Source organism: Mycolicibacterium hippocampi (assembly GCF_010723735.1).
GTDB classification, from domain to species: domain Bacteria; phylum Actinomycetota; class Actinomycetes; order Mycobacteriales; family Mycobacteriaceae; genus Mycobacterium; species Mycobacterium hippocampi.
The window spans coordinates 1660673-1681164 of sequence record NZ_BLLB01000002.1; the positions used below are offsets into that span (position 1 = coordinate 1660673).

General features: G+C 69.2%; 21 protein-coding genes and 1 riboswitch. Of the genes, 11 read left to right on the forward strand and 10 right to left on the reverse strand.

The features are described from left to right. Positions 1 to 285: a hypothetical protein gene (locus tag G6N53_RS09150; RefSeq protein ID WP_237166466.1), complete on the forward strand. Its 285-nt coding sequence runs from the start codon at positions 1 to 3 to the stop codon at positions 283 to 285. Positions 286 to 322: 37 nt separating this feature from the next. Here G6N53_RS09150 and G6N53_RS09155 read toward each other — a convergent pair whose 3' ends face one another. The 3 genes from G6N53_RS09155 to G6N53_RS09165 form a co-directional block, all read right to left on the reverse strand. Further along, the gene (locus G6N53_RS09155) at positions 323 to 2185 is read right to left on the reverse strand and encodes a PQQ-dependent sugar dehydrogenase (RefSeq protein ID WP_163888192.1); all 1863 of its coding nucleotides are present in this window, start codon (positions 2183 to 2185) and stop codon (positions 323 to 325) included. A gap of 170 nt (positions 2186 to 2355) precedes the next feature. Then, positions 2356 to 2784 (reverse strand): thioredoxin, encoded by a 429-nt coding sequence (gene trxA, locus G6N53_RS09160; protein WP_163888193.1) that lies wholly within the window; start codon positions 2782 to 2784, stop codon positions 2356 to 2358. A 28-nt stretch (positions 2785 to 2812) separates the two neighbouring features. Beyond that, positions 2813 to 4078 carry a wax ester/triacylglycerol synthase domain-containing protein gene (locus G6N53_RS09165; protein ID WP_163888194.1) on the reverse strand — a complete coding sequence of 422 codons (1266 nt, stop codon included), beginning with the start codon at positions 4076 to 4078 and terminating at the stop codon, positions 2813 to 2815. 61 nt (positions 4079 to 4139) lie between these two features. Here G6N53_RS09165 and G6N53_RS09170 point away from each other — a divergent pair, with 61 nt between their 5' ends. Together G6N53_RS09170 and G6N53_RS09175 are read left to right on the forward strand one after the other, a co-directional pair. Next, on the forward strand, positions 4140 to 4622 hold the full coding sequence (locus G6N53_RS09170) for a cation:proton antiporter regulatory subunit (RefSeq protein WP_163888195.1): 483 nt from the start codon (positions 4140 to 4142) through the stop codon (positions 4620 to 4622). A gap of 4 nt (positions 4623 to 4626) precedes the next feature. After that, positions 4627 to 5817, forward strand: a complete 1191-nt coding sequence (locus tag G6N53_RS09175) for a cation:proton antiporter (RefSeq protein WP_163888196.1) — start codon at positions 4627 to 4629, stop codon at positions 5815 to 5817. A 6-nt stretch (positions 5818 to 5823) separates the two neighbouring features. On the opposite strand, the gene G6N53_RS09180 is transcribed toward G6N53_RS09175, so the two are convergent. Beyond that, on the reverse strand, positions 5824 to 6573 hold the full coding sequence (locus G6N53_RS09180; RefSeq protein ID WP_163888197.1) for a potassium channel family protein: 750 nt from the start codon (positions 6571 to 6573) through the stop codon (positions 5824 to 5826). 330 nt (positions 6574 to 6903) lie between these two features. Further along, a riboswitch (cobalamin riboswitch) is annotated at positions 6904 to 7089 on the forward strand. Between the two features lie 118 nt (positions 7090 to 7207). On the opposite strand from G6N53_RS09180, the gene G6N53_RS09185 reads away from it, so the two are divergent. From G6N53_RS09185 to G6N53_RS09220, 8 genes are all read left to right on the forward strand, one after another. Then, positions 7208 to 8188, forward strand: coding sequence for an ABC transporter substrate-binding protein (locus tag G6N53_RS09185; protein ID WP_163888198.1), 981 nt, complete (start codon positions 7208 to 7210; stop codon positions 8186 to 8188). Between the two features lie 71 nt (positions 8189 to 8259). Next, positions 8260 to 9258, forward strand: coding sequence for a FecCD family ABC transporter permease (locus G6N53_RS09190; RefSeq protein ID WP_163895663.1), 999 nt, complete (start codon positions 8260 to 8262; stop codon positions 9256 to 9258). Then, positions 9255 to 10022 carry an ABC transporter ATP-binding protein gene (locus G6N53_RS09195; protein WP_163888199.1) on the forward strand — a complete coding sequence of 256 codons (768 nt, stop codon included), beginning with the start codon at positions 9255 to 9257 and terminating at the stop codon, positions 10020 to 10022. Before G6N53_RS09190 ends, G6N53_RS09195 begins: the two co-directional genes overlap by 4 nt. Positions 10023 to 10080: 58 nt before the next feature. Further along, on the forward strand, positions 10081 to 10977 hold the full coding sequence (locus G6N53_RS09200; protein ID WP_163888200.1) for a haloalkane dehalogenase: 897 nt from the start codon (positions 10081 to 10083) through the stop codon (positions 10975 to 10977). Between the two features lie 77 nt (positions 10978 to 11054). Further along, positions 11055 to 11363, forward strand: a complete 309-nt coding sequence (gene usfY, locus G6N53_RS09205) for a protein UsfY (RefSeq protein WP_163888201.1) — start codon at positions 11055 to 11057, stop codon at positions 11361 to 11363. An 83-nt stretch (positions 11364 to 11446) separates the two neighbouring features. Then, entirely contained in the window at positions 11447 to 12208 is a 762-nt protein-coding gene (locus G6N53_RS09210; RefSeq protein WP_163888202.1) for an SDR family oxidoreductase, read from the forward strand. Between the two features lie 33 nt (positions 12209 to 12241). Further along, the gene (locus tag G6N53_RS09215) at positions 12242 to 13189 is read left to right on the forward strand and encodes an AraC family transcriptional regulator (RefSeq protein WP_163895666.1); all 948 of its coding nucleotides are present in this window, start codon (positions 12242 to 12244) and stop codon (positions 13187 to 13189) included. Positions 13190 to 13211: 22 nt separating this feature from the next. Beyond that, a complete protein-coding gene (locus G6N53_RS09220; RefSeq protein WP_163888203.1) occupies positions 13212 to 14432 on the forward strand; it encodes a DUF7159 family protein in 1221 nt (406 codons plus the stop codon). 77 nt (positions 14433 to 14509) lie between these two features. Here G6N53_RS09220 and G6N53_RS09225 read toward each other — a convergent pair whose 3' ends face one another. From G6N53_RS09225 to G6N53_RS09250, 6 genes are read right to left on the reverse strand one after another with little or no spacing between them, the layout of a single operon-like run. Beyond that, positions 14510 to 15472 (reverse strand): 2-hydroxyacid dehydrogenase, encoded by a 963-nt coding sequence (locus G6N53_RS09225; RefSeq protein ID WP_163888204.1) that lies wholly within the window; start codon positions 15470 to 15472, stop codon positions 14510 to 14512. A gap of 1 nt (position 15473) precedes the next feature. Beyond that, positions 15474 to 16826, reverse strand: a complete 1353-nt coding sequence (locus G6N53_RS09230) for an enolase C-terminal domain-like protein (RefSeq protein ID WP_163888205.1) — start codon at positions 16824 to 16826, stop codon at positions 15474 to 15476. A gap of 25 nt (positions 16827 to 16851) precedes the next feature. Next, positions 16852 to 17649 (reverse strand): IclR family transcriptional regulator, encoded by a 798-nt coding sequence (locus G6N53_RS09235; protein WP_163888206.1) that lies wholly within the window; start codon positions 17647 to 17649, stop codon positions 16852 to 16854. A gap of 10 nt (positions 17650 to 17659) precedes the next feature. Further along, a complete protein-coding gene (locus tag G6N53_RS09240) occupies positions 17660 to 18382 on the reverse strand; it encodes a sulfite exporter TauE/SafE family protein (protein ID WP_163888207.1) in 723 nt (240 codons plus the stop codon). A 29-nt stretch (positions 18383 to 18411) separates the two neighbouring features. Beyond that, positions 18412 to 19416, reverse strand: a complete 1005-nt coding sequence (locus tag G6N53_RS09245; RefSeq protein WP_163895668.1) for an ABC transporter ATP-binding protein — start codon at positions 19414 to 19416, stop codon at positions 18412 to 18414. A 1-nt stretch (position 19417) separates the two neighbouring features. Further along, complete coding sequence (locus G6N53_RS09250; RefSeq protein ID WP_163888208.1) at positions 19418 to 20482, reverse strand: ABC transporter ATP-binding protein; 1065 nt, start codon at positions 20480 to 20482, stop codon at positions 19418 to 19420. Positions 20483 to 20492 lie beyond the last annotated feature (10 nt).

Genomic DNA, 20492 nt, shown 5'->3' on the forward strand with positions numbered 1-20492 from the left:
ATGGCGCGATCGTTTCTGGCCTCGCACCGAGACGCTTCCAAGATGGTCGAGAAGGCCGAGAAGTTCTCGCTCCGCCTCCCTATCGTCGGTCGGGTGGGATTACCACCCCCTGACCAACTCGCGTTCTTCGGGGTGGTCGGCGGGCTCGCGGCGCTCGGGGTGATCGACTGGCCAGTGGCCTTGGCGATCGGCGCGGGCCAGGCCTTGATGGCCCGGCACTTCACCGGTCAACCCCCGGACGCTGCGGAGCCCGACAGTCCTGGGGCCGGCCGGGGGTGTGGCTGATGTCTCAGCCGCGATGGTGAAAGTCCATCAGGCGCTCTCACAGCAGTTCGCCCAGCGACGATGCGGTGCCCGCCGGCGCGATCCGCACCAGCTCGCCTGGGTTGTATGTCAGCTGGTAGACGTTGCCGTCGGGCCCCTGCAGAAGCAGCACGGTCGAGCCGGCATCCGGATCGAAGTCCTGCGGATCGCCGCACGACGTGAACTCCGGCGTGCACGTCAGCACCTTGATCCAGCCCTGCACCAGGTCGGCGATGAAGACTTTGTTCAGATAGTCGGGGCCGAACGTGTCCCCGTCGTAGACCAGCACCGAGGTGATGGCCGCGCCGCTGCCGCGCGGATAGGTGTAGATCGGGTTGATCGACGAGCACGTGTTACAGACACCTTCGGCGTCCGGCCAGCCGTAGTCCCCGCCGGCCGTCACCAGGTTGACCTCCTCGAAGGATGCCGCACCCACGTCGGCGACCAGCAGGCCGCCGCCCGGAGTGAACGTCAGCCGGAACGGATTTCGCAGTCCGTACGCGTAGAGCTGCGGCAGCGCTCCGGCGCCCAGATCCGGGTTGTCCGACGGTGTGGTGCCGTCGGGGTTGATCCGGATGATCTTGCCGTGCAGGTTCGTCAGGTTCTGCGAGTTCGACCCGGAACCGTTGTCACCTAGACCCCAGTACAGTTTGCCGTCCGGTCCGAAACCCAGCGCGCCGCCCTGATGGTTGAACGCCGCGGATTCGGTGGACTGCAGCAGCACCAGCTCCGAGCCGGCGGTGTTGCCGACCACCGTCACCCGCGACAACCGATTGCGCAGCGTCGAGGTGGTGTAGGCGACGTACAGGTGCCCGTTGGTGGCGAAGTCGGGGTCGACGGCCAGCCCGCTGACACCCCGCTCGCCGAGCGTGTTGACCGACAGCGTGATCAGCGGCTGCTCGCGCAGCACACCGTCCTCGACGATCTTGATCGCGCCGCCCTTCTCGGCGACGACGATCCGGCCGTCCGGCAGGAACCGGCTGTCCACCGGCGTGTTCAGACCCGACACGACGACGGCGCGCTCGAAGCCGATGAACACGGTCTCGGTGGTGCGGTGGCCGCTGCTACCGAGAAGCCCGAAGGACAGCAGGTTGAGCAGACCGGCGAAGCCGTGGATGTGGAATCCGCTGCGGGCGTCGCTGACGGTGACGTCGAACCTGTCCTGTCCGGCGTACGACGCGCCGGGGGTGTAGGCAAAGGTGCCGTCAGGGTTGATCACCACGGTCCCGTGGGTGGGCCTGGTCGCGGTGTACGTCAGCCGGGTCGAGTCGGGGTCCTCGGCATGCAGGTCACCCACGATGCGACCTTCGACGACGGTGTTCTCGGCCGGGTCGTGATCCAGGGTGGGGCTCTGATTTTCGAAGAAACGCTCGAACGGGCTCGGTTCCTCCACGGCCGCAGCGACATTCGCGCTCAGGGTTGCTGCCGACTCGTCGGGGTCGACTTCCTCCTGTGAAGCGGACCGGGACTTCGGCGGTGCCTCGTCGGAAACCTCGGTGGGAGGATCACTTTCGATCTCCTCTCCAGGCGCCTCTTCGGCCTCTTCGGCTGCAGCATCCGAGTCGGCGTCGGCTTGCTCGGCTTGTTCGTCTGCCTCTGCTTCTGCGTGCGACTCCGCTTCGGATTCAGTCGAACGCTTCGTCTCGGTGGTCTCGGCCGGACCCGCGTCGGTGCCCGGCGTCTGCGACGACTGCGACGACGAGGACGACGCCGAACTAGACGACGAAGCACCCCCATCCGAGTCCGACGTGTCCGCCGACGCCGCACCCGCTCCCGCGAGCACCGCCGCGCCGATCCCCAGAGCAAACGCCAATCCGCCGACCCGCCCGATGTAGCGACTCCCCGGCCGGTCCGTCCTCGCGATGGCTGCTGATCCCCCCATGTCGCCTCCTTGCGAACACCACCGCGAAGCCCCGCCTGCACCCGTGTTCAGCGATCGCCCACAGCTAGGCAAACTGTATTTCCGCCGACTTGCCGGCCACAGCGGTTTCGCCCGAAGGCCGGCAATCCGTCACATTCAGGTCAGCGGGTGCCCGCCGAACCGGTTGCGGTTCAGGTCGCCAGCGACTCGTCCAGCCAGCTGCGCAGCGCGGCCAGCGGTGCCGCGCCTGCTTTGCGGGCCAGGACGCGGCCGTGGTCGATCAGCAACAACGTCGGAACCGCGCTCACGTCGAAACGCCGCGAGAGCCCCGGCGCGGCGTCGACGTCGATCTTGACGAGTTTGAGCCCACCGGCGCGTTCGCCGGCGAGCTGCTCCAGTGCCGGGCTCACCATGCGGCAGGGTCCACACCAAGTGGCCCACAGGTCGACGAGCACCGGCACCGACGCGCTCTCCACGACATCGGTGAAGTCACCGTCGCCGGCCGAGGTGATCCACGGCAGCCACTGCCGGCACTGGCCGCAGCGTGGCCTGCCGCTCCCGCCGGCAGCAACACGGTTGCGCCGACCGCACTTCGGGCATGTCACGGTGCTGGTCGTCATGGATGACCCCTCTCTGCGCACAAGGCATTCACCTCAACGCGGCGGTATGCAGTTCGGTGTAGGACGCCTCGATCCGGTCGGCGAGCCGGGCCACGTCCGGCAGCGCGTGCGGGTCGGTGCACAGGCCGATCCCGACGTCACCGGCGCACGAGATGGCCGAGATCCGCAGCGCGTGGTGCACGGCGGGCTCCGAGGACGAGAACAGGTGCAGCACCCGCCTGCCGGCGACACCGACGGACGCCCCAGGCCCGGGCACATTCGAGATGGCCACGCTGAACTCCCTGGCGCTGCCGGCCAGCCGTTGGGCGGCGGCACCGACATGCCGAAGCCGGCCGAGCGCGTGGAAGAGATCGAAGAGTTCCTCGGCGTCACCGAGTTGCTTGCGGCGGGCGGTCTCGGCGCGGATCAGGTCGAGCCGGGTCAGCGGATCCCTTTCTGCAAGCGGCAGATCGACGTTGATGAACGAGTCCCGGTTCCCCATGTCGGCTGCGGCCTCGTCACGGTGGTGCAGGCTCACGGGCACCTGGGCCCGCAGCCCGTGCACCGCCGCCCCGTCCGGGCTCAGCCAGTCGCGCAGCCCACCGGCAACCACGGCCAGCAACACGTCGTTGACCGTCGCGCGGTCCGGTCGCGACGCGCCGACCGCCTTCAAGCCCGCGAGCGGCACCACGGTGAACGCGAGTTCGCGGGCGGCACCGACGGGCCGGTCGAACGGCGACCGCGGGACGGGCCGGCCGAGTTCCCGCAGCAGCGCCTCTGGCATCCGGCGTGCCTCGGTCAGCCGCGACGAAGCCGCGGCCCGGCCGGTGCCGACGCGTGCCGGCGGGTCGGGGTGGGGGTCGAACAGCACCGAGTCCAGGAATCTGACCCCGGCGATCCCGTCCGCCATCGCGTGGTGGATGCGGGCCGCGATCACCTCGCGTCCGTCGGCCAGTGGTCCGATGACGTCGAACGCCCACAGCGGCCGGCTGTGGTCGAGGTGCTCGGCCATCAACTCGCCGACGGTGTGCCACAGGTCGGTGGACGTGGCCCTGCGCCGGACGTGGGTGGTGATGTCGAAGTCGGGGTCGTGGGCCCACCGGGGCCCGTCACTGTCGTCGACCACCCGCTGGGTGGCGCGAGGTTGCCCGGCAAGCCGACCGGAGACGGTGCGGCGCAACCGGTTCAGGTCCAGCGGTTGCCCGCCCGGTTCGAGCACCATCAGCTTGAGGGTGTGGCCGGTGATGGCATCGGACTCCAGGCCCAGGATGCGCGCGTCGTCCTCGGACAACCGTTCGGCGTCCTCGCCCGTCATCGGCACAGTATGAACGACGCCCGCGAGTCGCAGGCGAAGTCGGATCGGCCAAGATTGGGGCATGGACGTCAACGAGGTGCTGTTGCCCGGCGTGGGGCTGCGCTACGAGTTCGACAACTCCGACGGTGATCGCATCGGCGTGGTCGCCAAACGGGCCGGAGACTTCGAGGTGGTGCTGTACGCGGCCGAGGACCCCGACGTCGCCCAGCCGCTGTTCCACCTCAGCGTGGAGGAAGCCGAGGCGCTGGCGCAGATCCTGGGTGCCCCCCGCATCGCCGAACGGTTCGCCGACCTCACCCACGAGGTGCCCGGCCTCGATGCCGGCCAGGTGTCGGTGGACCCGGGTAGTCCCTACGCCGAACACCCTCTCGGTGACGCCCGGGTGCGCACCCGGACCGGGTCGTCGATCGTCGCGATCGTGCGCGACGAGGAGGTGCTGCCGTCACCCGGGCCCACCGACGTGCTGCGCGCCGGGGACGTCCTGGTCGTCATCGGAACCGCCGACGGCATCACCCAGGTCGAGCACATCTTCGACAAGGGCTGAGCAGGTGCATGGCTCGGTTGCGTTCCTGGTCGAGATCGGCCTGTTGCTGGTCGTTCTGACGGTTCTGGGCGCACTGGCACGGCGGGTATCGCTGTCCCCGATCCCGTTGTATCTGCTGGCAGGACTGGCACTGCACGACGGCGGCCTGCCGCTGGACGACTCGGTGGTCGAGTTCATCCAGACCGGCGCCACCGTCGGCGTCGTCCTGCTGCTGCTCACGCTGGGCCTGGAGTTCTCGGTCAGCGAGTTCGCCGCCAGCCTGCGCAAGCACCTGCCGTCGGCGTGGGTGGATCTGGCGTTCAACGCCACCCCCGGGGCGATCGCCGGATGGCTGTTGGGCTTCGACTTCGTCGGGATCCTGGCGATGGCGGGGATCACCTACATCTCCTCGTCGGGCGTGGTGTCGCGACTGCTGACCGACCTGCGGCGGCTGGGTAACCGGGAGACCCCGGCGGTGCTGGCGGTGCTCGTTCTCGAGGATTTTGCGATGGCCGCCTACCTGCCGCTGCTGGCCGTGCTGGCCGCGGGCGGCGAGTGGTGGCAGGCCGTGGTCGGGATGGCGATCGCCATGGTGGCGCTGGCGCTGGCCTTCCTCGGGTCGTATCGCTGGGGGCATGTGGTGGCGCGGCTGATGGCTCCCCCGGATTCCGAGCTGCTGCTGCTGCGGGTGCTCGGGGTGGCGCTGGTGGTCGCCGGTCTGGCCGAATACGTCCACGTCTCCGCTGCGGTCGGCGCGTTCCTGGTGGGTCTGACGCTGACCGGGGAGTCGGCCGAACGCGCCCGAGAAGTGCTCAGCCCGCTGCGCGACCTGTTCGCCGCGATCTTCTTCGTCGCGATCGGGCTGGAGGTGGTGCCTGCGTCGATGATCCCGATGTTGCCGGCGGCGGTGCTGCTGGCGGTGGTCACCGCGGCCACGAAGGTCGCCTCCGGCATGTACGCGGCGCGCCGGGAGGGTGTGGCCCGGCGGGCTCAGTGGCGAGCGGGCACCGCGCTGATCGTGCGGGGCGAGTTCTCGCTGGTGATCATCGCCCTCGTCGGCGCCTCGATCCCGATGATCGAATCCATCGCGATGCCGTACGTGTTCGTCCTGGCGTTCATCGGACCCGTCGCCACCCTGATCGCCGGACGGGCGGCTCCGGCCCGGATCTCACCTCGGGTCAGGCGGATCGCCCGCAGCCGCATCGACAGCGGGTGAGTCGAGTCAGCGAGACGACCACGACTCTTCGCGGGCCGACTCCCGGTCGCTGAGCTGAACCGACAGTTGTCGGATCTCGTCGCGCAGGTCGTCGATCTGGGCGGCGGTGGCGGCGCGGCTGGCGGTGTCCTCCTCGGACACCCGTTCCACGATCCACGAGGCCACCGTCGCGGTGATGACACCGATGAGGCTGATGCCGCCGATCATCAGCAACACCGCGATCACCCGGCCGGCTCCGGTCACCGGGTAGGTGTCGCCGTAGCCGACGGTGGTGACGGTGGTGATCGACCACCAGACTGCGGTACCGAAATTGGTGATCGTGGAGTCCGGGGCGTTGCGTTCGGTCTCCAGCATCGCCAGCGACGCGACGTAGACCAGCAGGATCGCGCTGCCGGCGGTGTAGGCCGCGACCCGCCCGCGGATGGCGTCGCCCCCCGCCCGGTGCAGCACCTTGACCAGCACCACCAGTCGCAGCAGCCGGAGCGGCCGCAGGAACGGCAGCACCACGATGGCCAGGTCGAGCAGATGCCGGAAGAACCACCGCGCGCGCTGGGGCGCCAACGTCAGCCGGACGACGTAGTCGACGACGAACACCAGGTACAGCAGCGACATCACGCCGTTGAGCAGGTTCGTCACCCCGCGATCGGGGGTGGTGAGCACCTGGATCGAGTAGACGGCGAGGAAGACGACCGCCACCGCGGCTAGCGCCCACTCGCTGCGGGACTCCCAGCGTTCGAGCCGATCGGCTGAACCCATCGAGCGACACCCAACCTTTCCTTCGTCAGCCGCTCGGTGCGACTGCCGGCACCCCTCGAGGAGGCCGCCCCGACAGATTAGTCGTGCGCTCCCAACGGTCGGGTAACGGTCTGATACCCGTCGGGCTGTTGCCAGCAAACTCGCCGTCAGATTTTCGGTTTGGGCACCGTCCCGCTCGGCGACTACGTCTGACGCGGGCAGCGGCCGCCCCCGAGTCACCGGGCTGCTACCTTATTGAAAATGATTATCAATAAAGTGGGGCCTACTCGTCTGGCGAGGTCGCAGCACAGCTTCCGCCGAGACGCATCGGGAAACACCGACGGCTCATTGGTATGGTCCGCTCGAGCCAGTCGTACCCACCTCGGTTGGGTCAGGGAATCCGGTGAGAGGCCGGAGCTGACGCGCAGCGGTATGGGGGACGGGCGGAGCAATGGCCACTTGCCCTCTTCGGGGCTGGGAAGGCGCTCCGGCCGGACGATCCCGAGTCCGAATACCTGCTGGCTCGGGCTTGCTGCGCACCGGCGCGTCGAGCTCGGCAATGGAACGGACTCCGCGATCGAGTCCCCAGTCGAAAGGCACCAGTGTGTCCGAGTGCTCCCGCATTCTTGCTCTCTCGCTGTCGGCAGTCGTTCTGATGACCGGATGCGGCGCCCCGATCCGCGACTCGGGTGTCGACGCCCGCAGTGACGACGCCGGCACGGCGGCCATCGGTTACCCCGTCAGTGTGCAGAACTGCGGACGAACCGTGGTCGTGGAGTCGCCGCCGCAGCGCGCCATCTCGATCAATCAGCCGGCCACCGAGCTGCTGTTGACGCTGGGACTGTCCGATCAGATGGCGGGCAGCGCGTCGTGGAGCGACCCGGTCCTGCCGCAGCTGGCAGCAGCCAATGCCGAAGTCCCGGTTCTCAGCCACGATTTCCCGTCTTTGGAACGCGTGCTCGCCGAGAAACCGGACTTCGTCTACGCGACGTTCGACTGGTCGTTCACCGACGAAGGTGTGGCGCCGCGAGAACAGTTCGAACGGCTCGGCGTACCCACATATCAGTCCTCGAGCGAGTGCGGGGGACAGGACGCGCTCCAGGACAGGTCGCTCACTCTCGACGACCTCTACGCCGAGATCGCCGACCTGGCAACCATATTCGGTGTGCCGGAGCGGGGTGATGACCTGGTGGCGTCATTGCGTTCCCGCAGCGCCGAAGCTTCCGACGGCCTCGACGCCGAAGGTGTCACGCTGATGTGGTGGTACTCGGCGACCCGCACGCCCTACATCGCCGGTTGCTGTGGAGCTCCCGGCATCATCACCGACGCCGTGGGGGCCACCAACGCCTTCGCCGACAACCGGCAGCTGTGGCCGGAGATCTCCTGGGAGTCGATCCTCGACCGTGATCCCGACGTGCTCGTCCTCGCCGACCTGACCCGCGGCGACGACGGTGACAGTGCCGAAGCCAAGATCCGGTTTCTCGAGTCCGACCCGGTGGCCCGTCGCCTGACCGCGGTCCGCGAGCGCCGGTGGATCGTGTTGCCGGGCAGCGCGATGGACCCGTCATTGCGAAACGTCGACGCCGTCGAGGCACTGGCTGCCGGGCTGCGTGATGTCCTGCCCGGCCTGGAATGAGCGTGACCACGTCGCCGGAGGGCGTGCGTCACCCCCGAGTTGTCCGCCGCGGCGGCGATGGCGCTGCCGGGATGCTGCTCGGCACGATCATCGGTGTGGGGGGACTTCTTCTGTCGATCGCTGCCGCCATCACCATCGGCCCCGCCGACCTCGGGCTGCGCGATGTGTACACGGTCATCGCCCGAAACCTGTGGAACGCGCCCTCGGACATGACCGTGATCGACGAGGGAATCATCTGGCAGTTGCGGCTCCCGCGCGCGCTGCTGGCAGCGGTCTGCGGTGCCGGGTTGGCGATCTGCGGGGTGGTGCTGCAGTCGCTGATGCGCAACCCGCTCGCCGACCCCTTCATCCTCGGGATCTCGTCAGGTGCTTCGACCGGTGCGGTGTTGGTGATCGTCACCGGACTGGGTGGCACGCTGAGCCTTTCGAGCGGCGCTTTCGTGGGGGCGTTGGCAGCGTTCTTGTTCGTCCTGACACTTGCGGTGCTGGCCGGAGGCGGAACGGATCGCCTGGTGCTCGCCGGTATCGCCGGCACGCAACTCTTTTCGGCCATCACCGCGTTCATCGTGTTCTCGTCGGCCGATGCTCAACAGACCCGGGGTGTGCTGTTCTGGCTGCTCGGCTCCCTCGGTGGCGCCGGCTGGGATCAAGTTGCAGTGTGCGGAGCGATCTGTGCCCTCGCCTTGCTCATCTGTCTGACGCAGTCCGATGCGCTGGACGCCTTCGCCTTCGGCAATGACGCTGCCGCGGCGCTGGGTATTCCGGTGACGCGGGTGCGCATCCTGTTGATGGTGGTGACAGCGCTGCTGACCGCGGTGCTGGTCAGCGCCGCAGGAGCGATCGGGTTCGTGGGGCTTGTGCTGCCCCACGCGGCACGCATCATCGCCGGACCGCTGCACAGGAGGTTGCTGCTGGTCAGCGGGCTCGTCGGGGCGATCTTCCTGGTATGGGTGGACGCCGCCGCCCGAACGGTCTTCGCCCCGCAGGAACTACCGGTCGGCGTCGTCACCGCACTGGTCGGCGTTCCGGCGTTCGCGCTGATCCTGGCGCGCCGCAGGCGGATCCGATGATCACCGCCGACGCCGTGACGTGGTCGACGAGTGGCAGGCTCATCGTCGACGGTGTCTCGCTGATGGTGGCGGAAGGCGAGACCCTCGGCCTGCTCGGACCCAACGGAGCGGGGAAGTCGTCACTGTTGCGGTTGCTTGCCGGACTGCGACGGCCCACCGGTGGCACGGTGCTGCTGGAAGGCCGGCCGCTGCCCGATCTGCGTCGGCGCAGTGTCGCCCGCCGCATCGCGGTCGTCGAACAGCAGGCGAACACCGTCCTCGACCTGACCGTGGAGGAAATCATCAGTCTGGGCCGGATCCCGCACCGCGGGATCTGGCGCGGTGACGATGGGGCAGATGCCGAGGCCGTCGAGCGGGCCATGCGGCAGACCGGCACATCGCAGTTGCGCAGCCGGGATTGGCGCACGCTGTCCGGCGGCGAACAGCAACGTGTCCACATCGCCAGGGCGCTCGCCCAGCAGCCGCGTGAACTGCTCTTCGACGAGCCCACCAACCACCTCGACATCCGCCACCAGGTCGAATTGCTCGCCCTCATCCGCGAGCTGCCGGTGACCACTGTGGTCACCCTGCACGACTTGTCGCTGGCCGGGCTGTTCTGTGACCGGTTGGTCGTCCTCTGCGGTGGCCGCGTCGCAGCAACCGGGACGCCGGCCGAAGTCCTCACCCCGGAACTGATCGCCGCCGTCTGGGAGGTCGACGTCCGGGTGAACCCCGACGGGGCGGGGCCGGGGCGGCCGACCATCCACTACCTGCCGCCCTGCTGACCCGGCGGCTGTCGCTTCCCTTCCGCCGGGCATGGCGGCGCGTTAGCGTCGTCGCACCATGAAAATTCTGCGCACCCCCGAAGACCGCTTCGCCGATCTGGTCGGCTACCCGTTCGAGCCGCACTACGTCGACGTCGCCGCCACCGACACCCCGGCGCTGCGGATGCACTACGTCGACGAGGGCCCCCGGGACGGCACCCCCGTGGTGCTACTGCACGGCGAGCCGACCTGGAGCTACCTGTACCGGACGATGATCCCGCCGCTGGTCGAGGCGGGCTACCGGGTGCTCGCACCCGACCTGATCGGATTCGGCCGCTCCGACAAGCCCGGTCACATCGACGACTACACCTACCTGCGGCACGTGCAGTGGGTGACGTCGTGGTTCGAGGCGTTGGACCTGACCGGTGTCACCGTCGTGGTGCAGGACTGGGGCTCGCTGATCGGGTTGCGGATCGTCGCCGAGCACGGCGCCCGGTTCGCGCGGGTGGTGGTGGCCAACGGGTTCCTGCCGACCGCCGACCGGCCGGTGCCCCCGGCGTTCCGGATCTGGCGGGCGTTCGCGAAGTACTCGCCGAAGCTGCCCGCGGGCCGCCTCGTCGGCGTCGGGACGGTCACCAAGGTGCCCGCCGCGGTCCGCGCGGGTTACGACGCACCGTTTCCCGACAAGCGTTACCAGGCCGGGGCGCGCGCCTTCCCGCAACTGGTGCCCACCTCGCCCGACGATCCCGCGGTGCCGGCCAACCGCGCCGCCTGGGAGGTGCTGGGCCGCTGGGACAAACCGCTGCTGGCGCTGTTCGGTGCCAAAGATCCGATCCTGGGCCGTGCCGACCAGCCGCTGATCCAGCATGTGCCGGGTGCCGCGGGCCAACCGCATGCCCGGCTGCACGGCAGCCATTTCGTGCAGGAGGACTGCGGGCCCGAACTGGCCCAGCGCATCCTTGCCTGGAAGGCGTGAGGCGTCACCTCTTCGTCACTGTGATCCACTTCACAACAGGCGTAACCTGGAGGCATTACTCCAGGAAAGGGGATGCGATGAAAGGCGCGCACCGGGATCCGGTAGACCACGCCCGCACGTATCAACCGCATGCCGGTGAATCGTTCATCGACACGCTCTGGTTGCCCGGGTTGATCCTCATCGGCGTCGGCACCGTGCTGATCGCCGGCACGGTCGCAGCGACCGCGTACGGAAGCCGTGACGTGTCGTTGATCCTCGGCCTGATCGCCGGGGCGCTCGTCACCGCAGGCGCACTGCTGATCACGTTGGAGCACCAACGGGTCAAGCGCGTCGAACGCCAGTGGCACGCCGAGCATCCGGATCGCCCGAACCTGCACGCCGGATAGCCTCCGCGCCGCCAGACGATCGCGAACCGATCGCAGACGCTGACGTCTTGTCGGCCGGCGCGGCCGCTTCTAGCTTCGGACGTATGACCACTGTGCTCATCACCGGTTGCTCGTCCGGCTACGGTTTGGCGACCGCGCATCGCTTCCACGACGAGGGGTGGAATGTCGTCGCCACCATGCGTTCTCCGCGCGAGGACGTGCTGCCCCGCTCGGAGCGGATCCGCGTGGTCGCCCTCGATGTGACCAAGCCCGACAGCATCGCGGCCGCGGTCCGCGACGTCGGGCCGATCGACGTGCTCGTCAACAACGCCGGCATCGGACTTGTCGGCGCCTTCGAGGCCACACCGCTGGATTCGACCCGAGAACTGTTCGAGACCAACACCTTTGGCACCATCGCCATGACGCAGGCCGTGGTGCCCCAGATGCGTGCGCGGCGCTCGGGCACCATCGTCAACGTCACCTCCAGCGTGACACTCACCCCGATGCCGCTGGCGGCGGTCTACACCGCCAGCAAGATGGCGGTCGAAGGGTTCACGGCGTCGCTGTCGCTGGAACTCGGTTACTTCGATGTCCGGGTCAGGCTCGTCGAGCCGGGCTACGGCCCGTCGACAGCCTTCGCCAGCAACGGATCCGAGCGGATGGCCGGGCTGATCCCGCCGCAGTACCAATCTTTCGCCGAGCCCATCATGAACTCGTTCGCCCAACCGGCGGCGGTGACCACGCCGCAGGACGTCGCCGACGTCGTGTTCCACGCAGCCACCGATGACTCGGAGCGCCTCAGGTTCCCCGCGGGCGCGGACGCAGTGGCCCTCGCACAGCCAAACCAGGAGTCGCTGTTCGGCTAGCGTTGCCGTGTGGGGACGCCCGACGCCGGTCCGATGGATGCGCTGATGTCGCTGCTGCACCCGGAGGCCGTGCTGTCGAAGATCGTCACCGGGGCAGGGGAGTGGAGCGTGCGCAAGCCCCGCTACGGCGACCCCGCGTTCTGCCTGATGCTGCAGGGGTCGTGCGTGCTCGAACCGGACGGGCTCGATCCCGTCGAGCTGTCTCAGGGTGACTTCCTGCTGTTCCCGGAGACGCCGGGCTTCACCCTCGGCGACGGCGGTGCGGCTGCGCCCACCTTCGCCGGACTCGACCACTCCCGGCACACCCGCCACGGCTGCGCCACCGCGCCGGAGACGATGCGGATGCTGGGTGGCTACTTCCGGTTCGATCCCGCCAACGCGCCGCTGCTGGTCTCGCTGCTGCCGCGGGTGGTCCTCGTCCGCCGTGACGAGCCGGGATCGGCGCGGCTGAGCCGGATCGTCGAGCTCATCGCCGACGAGGCGGACACCTCTGCTGCCTGCCGCGACGTGATCCTGCAGCGCCTGGTCGAGGTGTTGTTGATCGAGGCCATGCGCGTGCACCCGGCACCGCTGGGCAGTGGGCAGCGGGGGCTGATCGCGGGGCTGGCGGATCCCGTGCTGGCGCCGGCACTGCGGGCACTGCATGCCGACATCACCCGTGGGTGGACCGTCGAACACCTCGCGCGCACCGCCGCGGTGTCCCGGGCGGTGTTCGCCCAGCGGTTCACCGCGACCATCGGGGTGCCGCCGATGCAGTACCTCCAACAGTGGCGGATGGCGCTCGCCAAGGAGCTGCTCCGGACCGAACACCTGTCCACCGCGCAGGTCGCCGGCCGTGTCGGATATCACTCCGCCAGCGCGTTCACCACCGCGTTCACCCGGCTCACCGGCAGCTCTCCGTCCGAGTTCGGCCGCCTCGGCCGTGAGGTTCGGACCATCGGCTCACCGCCGTATCCGGGAAACGGTAAAGTCGTCGGTTGATCGCAAACAGATCGGGGGCTCCATGAACCTCGTGCTCGGTTTGTCGATGACGTCTTCATCGGTTCGCTGGGTGCTCGTCGAAGGCACGACGGGCGAGGGCGCCACCCTTGACCGGGGGTCGCTGCCCGTCGCCGCCGACGAGGCCTTCGACGCTGACTCGCTGCTCGACGCATTGTTCGACAAGGCCGCGGCGCGGCCGGTGCACGCCATCGGCATCACCTGGACCGGTGCCGCGGAGGCCACCGCCAGCGCGGTGTGGCAGGCGTTGACCGACCGTGCGGCCCAGAACGTCATCGCGGTCTCCGACCTGGAGGCCGCAGAGGCTTTGACCTGCGGCATCGCCGACATTGCGGGATACGACCGGGTGGTGGTGTGCGTCGTGGAACCCGGCGTCGCGGTCGTCGCCTCGGTCACGCCGGACGGGGTGACGGCCGACCGGGTCGACGCCGCAGCGCTCGGTGACGTCGACGGACTGGTTCCCGATGCCGTGTTCGTGGTCGGGTCGGGCGACGTCGACGGCGTGGTGTCCGCACTCGAGCAGAGCACGCACGCGCCGGTCATCTCCGCCGACGAGGCCGATCTGGCGCTGGCCAGGGGAGCGGCGCTGGCGTCTGCGGCGGCGGTGTCGATCCTGGACGCCCAGGACGCACCGGCCCGGCGGCACCTGTCGCCGGCGGCGGTGCTCGCCTCGGTGCTGGCCGCCGCGGTCGTGACGTTCGTGGTGTCGTTGTCGGCGGCGCTGGGGATGACCCTGACACCGGACGACGAGGCGCCGCGGATGGCACGTTCGGAGCAACAGGTGCGCGAGGCCACCGCCCCCGTGCCGACCAAGTCGCCGAAGATCGCCGAGGCAGCCCCGGAGCCGGCCGCACCGCCGCCGGCACCCGCCGAAGCCGAACCGGTCGCCGTGGAAGGCCCGGTGCCCGACGCCGCGTTGATGGTGGAGCCGCCCGCCGCGCCGGCAGCGCCGCCGCCCGCCGCGCCGGCAGCGCCGCCGCCCGTGGCGCCGCGGGTGCAGCCGGCACCCGCCTACGTCCCGCCCGCGCCGGACTACGTGCCGCCGGCGCCGCCGCCGAACTACCTGCCGCCGGATCCGGCGCCGGTGTATGTGCCGCCGGTGCTGCCGCCGCCCGCCCAGGTGCCGCAGTCGACCATTCCGCAGCAGGAGCCCCGGCTACGGGACCGGATCATCGAACGGATCCCGATCATCAACCGGTTCCACGAACCCGACCCGTACGGCTGACCCACTTCCCGCCGGAACGGTATTCCAGGCGCGGAATTTCGAGTGAGCCCCGCCTGGAATACAGTTCCGGCGCGGCGTCAGCGGGGGACCAGGTTGCGCAGCGGCTCGCCACGCTGCAGGCGCGAGATGTTCGCCGCCACCTCGTCCACACGACCGGTGAAGGTGTCGCTGGTGACCCCCGACGAGTGCGGGGTCATCAGCAGGTTCGGCAGTTCGGCGAACGGCAGTTCGCTTGGCGCACAGTCGCCGTCGGTGGGGTAGCGGTACCAGACGTCGATCGCCGCGCCGCGGATCGCCCCGCCGGCGAGCGCGTCGTAGAGCGCCCGCTCCTGGATCAGCGGCCCACGCCCCACGTTGATCAGCACCCCGTCGGGCCCAAGCGCCCTCAGTTGCGGCTCGCCGATCATGCCCCGGGTGTGATCGTTCAGCGGCGCCGACACCACGGCCACGTCGCATTCGCGCATCAGCCGGTCGAGGTCACCGGTGTCGCCGACCCAGCGCAGTCCGGCATCGAGGGTCACCCGACCGGAACCGGTGACCGCCGCGGCGGTGCACCCGAACGGGCGCAACAGGTTCCAGCTGCGTAGTCCGATGTGCCCGAAGCCGACGAACCCGATGTGCGCGTCCCCGAAGATGGGTGGCTGGGGGATGGAGCTGTCGTACACCGGTGTCGCCCACACATTGTCGCGAAGTGAGCGGTCCTGGGTGAGGAACCCGCGGCGCAACATCACCGCCGCCGACACGACATACTCGGCGATCGACCGGCCATGGTGGAAAGTGTTGGCCACCAGTATATCCGGCGACAGAGCGGCGAAGTCGATCTTGTCCGTACCGGCTCCCACGACGTGGATCAGGCGCAGCGTGCGCGCTTTGCGCGCCATGTCGGCATCGAAACGGCTGCCGACGTACACCTCGGCGTCGCGCAACTGCGCCTCGGGCACGCCACCGATGTGCCAGCGGATGTCGGCGGCAGCAGGAACGATGGCCTCGAACCGCTCCCGGTGCGGCACCACATTCGGGTCCGCGACGACGATCAACATGTCAACCTCGTTGCAGGGCAGGACGCTTGCTGTCGAACGTCCAGCCCGGGATCAGGAACTGCATGGCCACCGCATCGTCTCGACCGCCCAGTCCTTCGCGACGGTACAGGTCATGCGCCGCGGCCACGGCGGATTCGTCGAGCCGCACACCGAGCCCGGGGGCGTCGGGCACGGTGAGGTAGCCGTCGACGATCGCAAACGGGTCGGTGGTGATCGCCTGACCGTCCTGCCAGATCCAGTGGGTGTCGATCGCGGTGATCTGCCCGGGGGCTGCGGCGGCCACGTGGGTGAACATCGCCAGCGACACGTCGAAGTGGCTGTTGGAGTGCGAACCCCACGTCAGTCCCCACGCGTCACAGAGCTGCGCCACACGCACCGAGCCGGCCATCGTCCAGAAGTGCGGATCGGCCAGCGGGATGTCCACCGCGCCGGAGCGGATCGCATGCCCCATCTCCCGCCAGTCGGTGGCGATCATGTTCGTCGCCGTCGAAAGCCCGGTGGCGCGCTTGAACTCCGCCATCACCTCGCGGCCGGAGAACCCGCCCTCGGGCCCGACCGGATCCTCGGCGTAGGCCAGCATGTCGGTCAACTCCCGGCACGTCTTGATCGCGTCGGCCAGCAGCCAGCCGCCGTTGGGGTCCAGCGTGATCCGGGCATCGGGGAACCGCTCGGCCAGTGCGGTGACGGCTTTGGCCTCTTCCGGCGCAGGCAGCACCCCGCCCTTGAGCTTGAAGTCGCGAAACCCGTACCGGGCCCGTGCCGCTTCGGCCAGCCGGACCACGGCTTCGGTGGTCAGCGCCTCTTCGTGGCGCAGCCGCAGCCACTCGTCGGCCGGGCCGCCGCCGGCGGCCTCGTCGGCGGGGGACCGGTAGGCCAGATCCGTCTTGGTGCGGTCGCCGACGAAGAACAGGTATCCCAGGGCCTGTACCCGCGAGCGCTGCCGGCCGTCGCCGAGCAGCGCCGCCACCGGGACCTCGAGGTGCTGGCCGAGCAGGTCGAGCAGCGCGGATTCGACTGCGGTCACGGCGTGCACCATCACGCGCAGGTCGAAGGTCTGCGCGCCGCGGCCGGCGGCGTCTCGGTCGGCGAAAGCGCTTCGCATGTCGGCCAATACGGCGTGGTAGTCACCGATAGCGCGACCGGTGATCAACCCGCGGGCGTCCTCGAGGGTGCGGCGGATCGGCTCCCCGCCGGGGACTTCGCCGACACCGGTGTTGCCCGCGGAATCGGCGATGATCACCAGGTTCCTGGTGAAGAACGGGCCGTGGGCGCCGGACAGATTCAGCAGCATGCTGTCGCGGCCGGCGATCGGCACGACGGTGATGTCGGTGACGACGGGTGTTCGGTTGCTCATGGTTGTCCTCCGGCTCTCCTGGCGGTCACGACGCGAACCATTTGTCGCCGTTGGCCACCGGGCGGACCACGCGGGTCACTTTGTCTCCCAGCGTCTGCAGTGCGTCGATGAGGTCGCGTTCACGTTGCGGGGTCAGCCGCTCGACGGGCACCGACGCGCTGATCGCGTCCTGCGCCGGCCTGCAGTAGCGCAGTGGCACCGCGAAACAGCGCAGCCCGGTGGTGTTCTCCTCATCGTCGGCGGCGTATCCGCGCACCCGCACATCGTCGAGCTCCCGGTCGAGTGTGGCGCGGTCGGTGATCGTGTTGGGTGTCAGGCTCTGCAGCTGCGCCGGGACGTGCTCGTCGCGGTCAAGGCCGAACCGTTCGGCCAGCAGTGCCTTGCCCAGTGACGTGGCGTAGGCGGGCAGCCGCCTGCCGACGCGGTTGGCGGTACGCAGATACTGCTTGGACTCGCGGGTGGCCAGGTACACGACGTCGGTGCCGTCGAGGCGGGCGAGGTGGAACGTCTCGTCCAGTTGTGCGCGCAGGTCGTCGAGGAAGGGGGTGATCAGCGGTAGGTAGGGATCACCGTCGAGGTAGCTGGTGCCGACGAGCAGAGCGCGGATGCCGATGCCGTACAGGGTGCCGCTGTTGTCAGAACGCACCCAGCCCTGGCCGACCAACGTCCGCAACAGCGCGTGGGTGCTGCTGCGGGGCATGGCGAGTGCGTCGCTGATCTCCCGCAACCGCGCGGGCTCGTCACGGCGGGCGGCGAGGTACTCGAGGAGTTCGACGGTGCGCACCGCAGACTTGACCTTGCGCACCGAGATGTCCTCTGTCACGGTCGGCTCCTCAGATCGTCAGCAACTCCCGACCGATGAGCAGGATGGCTCCCGCGGCCGAGACGGTGATCGCCAGCCGGCGCAGTCGTCCCGGGTTCAGGTGCCGGTTGAGGACATGCGACAGCAGGTAGCCCAGGACGGCCGCGGGAACCAGCACGGCAAATCCCCACAGCGTGTGCTTGTTCACCGCACCTGTGGCAGCGAGCACGATCAGCGACATCACCGAGCCGATCAGGAAGAAGCCACTCATCGTGCCGCGCAACTGCGCCCCACTGTTGCGTTGCCATACCAGCGCCATCGGCGGACCGCCGATCGCCGTCGCGGTACCCAGAAGTCCCGACGCCGCCCCGGCCAGCACCACGTTGCGCCGCCGTGCCGCGGGGATCCAGCCGCTGCTGGTCAGAACCACCCCACCCAGCACCACACCGGCCAGCAGGATCGCCAGCGCGCGGTGCGGCAGCACCGCCAGCAACAGCGCCCCCGCGACGGTGCCGGGTAGCCGGCCGGTCAGGGCCCAGCCGGTGCCCGCCAGGTCGATCGCCTCGCGTTCGCGGACCACCACCATCAATGTGACCAGGGTCGCGACCATGATCAGGGTGCCGGGGATCAGTGCGGGGTCGACCAGAGCGACTATCGGCGCGGCGAACATCCCGATGCCGAAGCCGATGGAGGACTGCAAGGCCGACGCCAGGACGATGGCCAGTGCCAGGACGCAATACCCCGCAACACTCATGCGTGATCCACTTCGTTACTCGCTCACGCTCACGCCGGTACTGTCTCAAGTCCACTCCCCTCCAGCAGCATCGGGTGGTGGCATTCGGCGCTGTGCCCCGGGATCTGCGGGTCGGCGACGGCTACCGGCGCCGTGGTCGCGCACACGTCGGTGGCCTTCCAGCAACGGGTGCGGAACCGGCAACCCGACGGCGGGTTGATCGGCGAGGGCACCTCGCCCTGGAGAAGGATCCGCTGCTTGCGCGCGTCGCTGTCCAGCGTCGGCGCGGCGGACATCAGGGCTGCGGTGTAGGGGTGGTTGGAGCGCTCGAAAACGGCTTCGGTGGGGCCGGTCTCGACGATCCGGCCGAGGTACATCACCGCGACGCGGTCGGCGACGTGTCGCACCACCGACAGGTCGTGGGAGATGAAGATGTAGCTGATGTTCAGCTGTGCCTGCAGATCGTTGAGCAGGTTGAGCACCTGGGCCTGCACCGACAGGTCGAGCGCAGAGACGGGTTCGTCGCAGATGATGACGTCGGGGTTCAGCGCCAGCGCCCGGGCGATGCCGATGCGTTGGCGTTGCCCGCCGGAGAACTCCTGCGGATACTTGTCGGCGGCCTTGGCTCCCAGGCCGACGAGGTCCAGCAGGCCACGGACCCGCATGTCACGGTCGCGGCGATCCTTGATCAGACCCTTGTGGCTGCGCCACGGTTCGGCGATGATCTCCGCCGCCGACATGCGGGAGTTCAGCGACGCGTAGGGGTCCTGGAACACCATCTGCACCCGGCTTCGGAACTTCAGCAGCTCGGCGCCGCGCAGGCCGAACGGGTCGACCCCGTCGAAGCGCACCGTTCCTTCGTCGGGCCGCTCGAGCATCAGCAGAGTCCTTGCCAGCGTCGACTTTCCGCACCCCGACTCACCGACCAGGCCGAGCGTCTCGCCACGCTTCAAGTCCAGTGTGATGCCGTCGAGCGCACACAGCTTGTTCTTGCCGGCGTGCGGCACCCGGAACGACTTTCGGACGTCGCGGACCTCGAGCAGGTTCTGGGGCATCTCAGGCATTGGAGACCTCTTCCGGGAAGTGGCACGCGGCTTTGCGGCTCGGGAGGGATGTCGCCGCCGGGGCCGCCCCGGCGCGGACGTCGTCGAGCACGGGACGGGTGGTGGCGCAGATCTGCTGCGCGATGGGGCAGCGGGCCTGGTACACGCAGCCCTGCGGGATGGAGTGCAGGTCGGGCGGCGACCCGCCGATGGACTTGAGTCCGTCGCCGCGACGGGCGTTGACGGGCACCGAGTCCAGCAGGCCCTGGGTGTAGGGATGCTTGGGGTTGCCGAAAACCTCGGTCACGGTCCCGGTTTCGACGATGTTGCCGGCGTACATCACCGCCACCCGGTCCGCCTCCTCAGCGACGAGCGCCAGGTCGTGGGTGATGAGCACGACCGCCATCCGGTATTCGGTGCGCAGGTCGCGCAGCAGCGCCATGATTTGGGCCTGCACCGTCACGTCGAGGGCGGTGGTCGGCTCGTCGGCGATCAGCACGCTCGGGTTGAGCGCCACCGCCATGGCGATGAGCAGCCGCTGCCGCATGCCACCGGAGAACTGGTGCGGGTAGGAACTGAGTCGTGTCTCCGGCTGCGGGATGCCGACGCGCTCCATCAGCTCCACGGCCTTGCGCTTGGCGTCTTTGTTGCTCATGCCCTGATGGATCCGGAACGGCTCTGCCAGTTGGGTTCCCACCGTGTACAGCGGGTTCAGCGCGGTCAGCGCGTCCTGGAACACGATCGCCAGCTCGGTGCCTGCCATGGCACGCCGCTTCCGGCGGTCGGCCGTGAGCAGGTCCACCGTTCCCTCGGGACCGGCGATGAGGGCCCGGCCGCCCACGATGTCGGCGACCGGCTCCAGCAGCCCGACCAGGGCCGTCGCGGTCATCGACTTGCCGCAGCCCGATTCGCCCAGCAGCGCCAGGGTTTCACCCCGCCGGGCCGCAAACGACACCTCGTTGACCGCGCGCAGCGTCCCGGTGATGGTGCGGACCTCGACGGACAGCCCGTCCACCTCGAGGACCGGGGCGGGATCGACGGCGTCGACGGCGGCGTGGTGGTCGGCGAGTGCAGTCATGCTCGAGCCT

Excerpts from the sequence above, each read along its gene's own strand:
- G6N53_RS09150 (WP_237166466.1), top strand. The coding sequence starts at position 1 with ATGGCGCGATCGTTTCTGGCCTCGCACCGAGACGCTTCCAAGATGGTC.
- G6N53_RS09155 (WP_163888192.1), bottom strand. The coding sequence starts at position 2,185 with ATGGGGGGATCAGCAGCCATCGCGAGGACGGACCGGCCGGGGAGTCGC.
- trxA (WP_163888193.1), bottom strand. The coding sequence starts at position 2,784 with ATGACGACCAGCACCGTGACATGCCCGAAGTGCGGTCGGCGCAACCGT.
- G6N53_RS09165 (WP_163888194.1), bottom strand. The coding sequence starts at position 4,078 with ATGACGGGCGAGGACGCCGAACGGTTGTCCGAGGACGACGCGCGCATC.
- G6N53_RS09170 (WP_163888195.1), top strand. The coding sequence starts at position 4,140 with ATGGACGTCAACGAGGTGCTGTTGCCCGGCGTGGGGCTGCGCTACGAG.
- G6N53_RS09180 (WP_163888197.1), bottom strand. The coding sequence starts at position 6,573 with ATGGGTTCAGCCGATCGGCTCGAACGCTGGGAGTCCCGCAGCGAGTGG.
- G6N53_RS09185 (WP_163888198.1), top strand. The coding sequence starts at position 7,208 with ATGACCGGATGCGGCGCCCCGATCCGCGACTCGGGTGTCGACGCCCGC.
- G6N53_RS09190 (WP_163895663.1), top strand. The coding sequence starts at position 8,260 with ATGCTGCTCGGCACGATCATCGGTGTGGGGGGACTTCTTCTGTCGATC.
- G6N53_RS09195 (WP_163888199.1), top strand. The coding sequence starts at position 9,255 with ATGATCACCGCCGACGCCGTGACGTGGTCGACGAGTGGCAGGCTCATC.
- G6N53_RS09200 (WP_163888200.1), top strand. The coding sequence starts at position 10,081 with ATGAAAATTCTGCGCACCCCCGAAGACCGCTTCGCCGATCTGGTCGGC.
- usfY (WP_163888201.1), top strand. The coding sequence starts at position 11,055 with ATGAAAGGCGCGCACCGGGATCCGGTAGACCACGCCCGCACGTATCAA.
- G6N53_RS09210 (WP_163888202.1), top strand. The coding sequence starts at position 11,447 with ATGACCACTGTGCTCATCACCGGTTGCTCGTCCGGCTACGGTTTGGCG.
- G6N53_RS09215 (WP_163895666.1), top strand. The coding sequence starts at position 12,242 with ATGGATGCGCTGATGTCGCTGCTGCACCCGGAGGCCGTGCTGTCGAAG.
- G6N53_RS09220 (WP_163888203.1), top strand. The coding sequence starts at position 13,212 with ATGAACCTCGTGCTCGGTTTGTCGATGACGTCTTCATCGGTTCGCTGG.
- G6N53_RS09225 (WP_163888204.1), bottom strand. The coding sequence starts at position 15,472 with ATGTTGATCGTCGTCGCGGACCCGAATGTGGTGCCGCACCGGGAGCGG.
- G6N53_RS09230 (WP_163888205.1), bottom strand. The coding sequence starts at position 16,826 with ATGAGCAACCGAACACCCGTCGTCACCGACATCACCGTCGTGCCGATC.
- G6N53_RS09240 (WP_163888207.1), bottom strand. The coding sequence starts at position 18,382 with ATGAGTGTTGCGGGGTATTGCGTCCTGGCACTGGCCATCGTCCTGGCG.
- G6N53_RS09245 (WP_163895668.1), bottom strand. The coding sequence starts at position 19,416 with ATGCCCCAGAACCTGCTCGAGGTCCGCGACGTCCGAAAGTCGTTCCGG.
- G6N53_RS09250 (WP_163888208.1), bottom strand. The coding sequence starts at position 20,482 with ATGACTGCACTCGCCGACCACCACGCCGCCGTCGACGCCGTCGATCCC.